At 49.9% G+C, this 1,869-nt stretch carries 2 protein-coding genes; one reads left to right on the top strand and one right to left on the bottom strand.

Going from position 1 to position 1,869, the window contains the following annotated elements; translation table 11 throughout:
- On the bottom strand, window positions 1-639 hold a 639-nt coding region (locus tag ABJQ89_RS17155; protein ID WP_348497375.1), incomplete at its 3' end, for a gamma-butyrobetaine hydroxylase-like domain-containing protein.
- A gap of 94 nt (window positions 640-733) precedes the next feature.
- Here ABJQ89_RS17155 and ABJQ89_RS17150 point away from each other — a divergent pair.
- Window positions 734-1,639 (top strand): LysR family transcriptional regulator, encoded by a 906-nt coding sequence (locus ABJQ89_RS17150; protein ID WP_348497374.1) that lies wholly within the window; start codon window positions 734-736, stop codon window positions 1,637-1,639.
- The last annotated feature ends 230 nt before the right edge of the window (window positions 1,640-1,869 follow it).

The following is a 1,869-nucleotide window of genomic DNA, read 5'->3' as shown; positions in this document are numbered from 1 at the left end:
GCTTGACCGAACGGTGCCAATACGTTGGCCGAGCTTGACAGCTGCGCCATCCTCATGTGGCACGCCAACGACAATGGACCAGCCTGACAACAGGTAACTATCGAGCCAGTTTCGAAGAGCGTCTTGCGATGAAAGCAAATCGTGCCAAACAGCAATGGCGGGGCTGGGACGATCTGGGCGTGTTTGGTTGGGTGTTTGCGTTGATTTAGAACCACAATAGCTGTGCGCTCGCAGCCAACCCGCATCAAATAAGCTTGTGTGGTTGCTGTTGTGTTCGGACCAAGTCACCGACAAAGCGCCATTCGAGTGAACGCAGACGGATTTGGGGCGAATAAACGCTGGGAATGAGAGCGGCTTTACAATGCGTTCCCGCGAAATAGGGTGCCGCGAAGCCGGGCTGGGGTCATTTTCTCGTAGCCAGCCGTGGTGAAACTGATCTGTTGTCCCGTCACTCCATTTTACGACAACGACATCATCAGTTGTTTGCGCAGATGTAATGCTGACACAACAATTGTACATGCGCAGATCAGCCATATCGGCGTTTGGATTTTTCGGTTTTGTACAACGGCAGCCACCACCGCATTGGGTGACCTTTTGAGTGGTGTGACGATCAATAAGGGACTGAATTGCAATGTTCATGATTGGTCTCCATCCGTGTTTAAGGAACAGATCAAATCTCTCAGATTAGTTTTGTTTTGATAATTCCTTGAAATGGCGCAAAACCTGTGCCGATATGGAACAGATGAGACATGATTTGGATATGGCATTGCTTTTGGCTGTGGTGGATGAGGGTGGGTTTTCCGCTGCCGCACGCGCCATTGGTCAAACACATTCTGCTGTGAGTAAGCGTGTGAGCCAGCTTGAAGAACGGCTCGGGGCACAACTGCTTATCCGCACCACGCGCAGCATGCGCCTTACGCAGGCGGGGGAACGCTATGTGGCCGAAGCTCGTGAGATCATGGCGCGTATTACAGTGCTTGAAAGCGAAATCTCGGATGGCAGCGCAAAACTACAAGGTAAGATAAGGCTGACGACATCAAACGCATTTGGGCAGATGCACGTCGTTCCTGCAATTGTCGATTTCATGAAGCAGCACCCCGAAATCGAAGTAGATCTGACACTAACCGATGCCGTCGTGGATATTGTTCGGGGTAATTTCGATCTAGCTGTGCGCAATGCAGCCCTTCCGGACTCTAGCCTTGTCGCGGTGAAATTGTTGACCAACCGGCGCATCGTATGTGCCTCGCCAGAATATGTGCGACGCAGGGGCACGCCGGCTGTACCTGAAGATTTGATTAATCACGCATGCTTGCGTCTGAATGTCTCTAGTGCATTTAATGAATGGGGATTGAAGTCCCAAGGTGCTACCCGCTTTCAGCTTGGCCGAGGCTTTGCATGTAACTCAATTGAGGCCCTACATGCGGCATGTCTCGCGAGCCTAGGAATCGCTTGGTTGCCAATGTTTTTAGTGGGCGCTGATTTAGAAGCGGGAAAGTTATCACCTCTATTAGATGAATATCGAGACGTTTCAACGGATAGTATGATCTCAGTTATTCGCCCAGCCGGTGACATCGTTCCTGCACGCATACGAACCTTGACCGACTTTTTTGTTGATCGATTTCGTGCATCCATTTTGTAGAGTCATTGTGTTTAAAGTATGTTGGAGGAGCAGGGCGAAGGATCTTTGTATGGCGAGTGGGAGATATTTGTTAAATCTTGCAAGGGAGCGTTTTCGAGACTGTTTTGGTGCGGCTGCAATGGCATCTTAAACTGACTAGTTCTGAGTAATGTAGGGATTTTTTTCCCTAACTTTGAGGCAAGGAGGCCGTTCTGGGGAAGCTAAATTCCAGTGAAGACTTCAAACGTGAT

It is taken from the genome of Planktotalea sp., from assembly GCF_039984035.1.
Classification (GTDB): Bacteria; Pseudomonadota; Alphaproteobacteria; order Rhodobacterales; family Rhodobacteraceae; genus Planktotalea.
This window is presented reverse-complemented; position numbering and strand designations above follow the sequence as displayed.

Coding starts and splice junctions, on each gene's coding strand:
- ABJQ89_RS17150 (WP_348497374.1), top strand. CDS start 734: ATGGAACAGATGAGACATGATTTGGATATGGCATTGCTTTTGGCTGTG.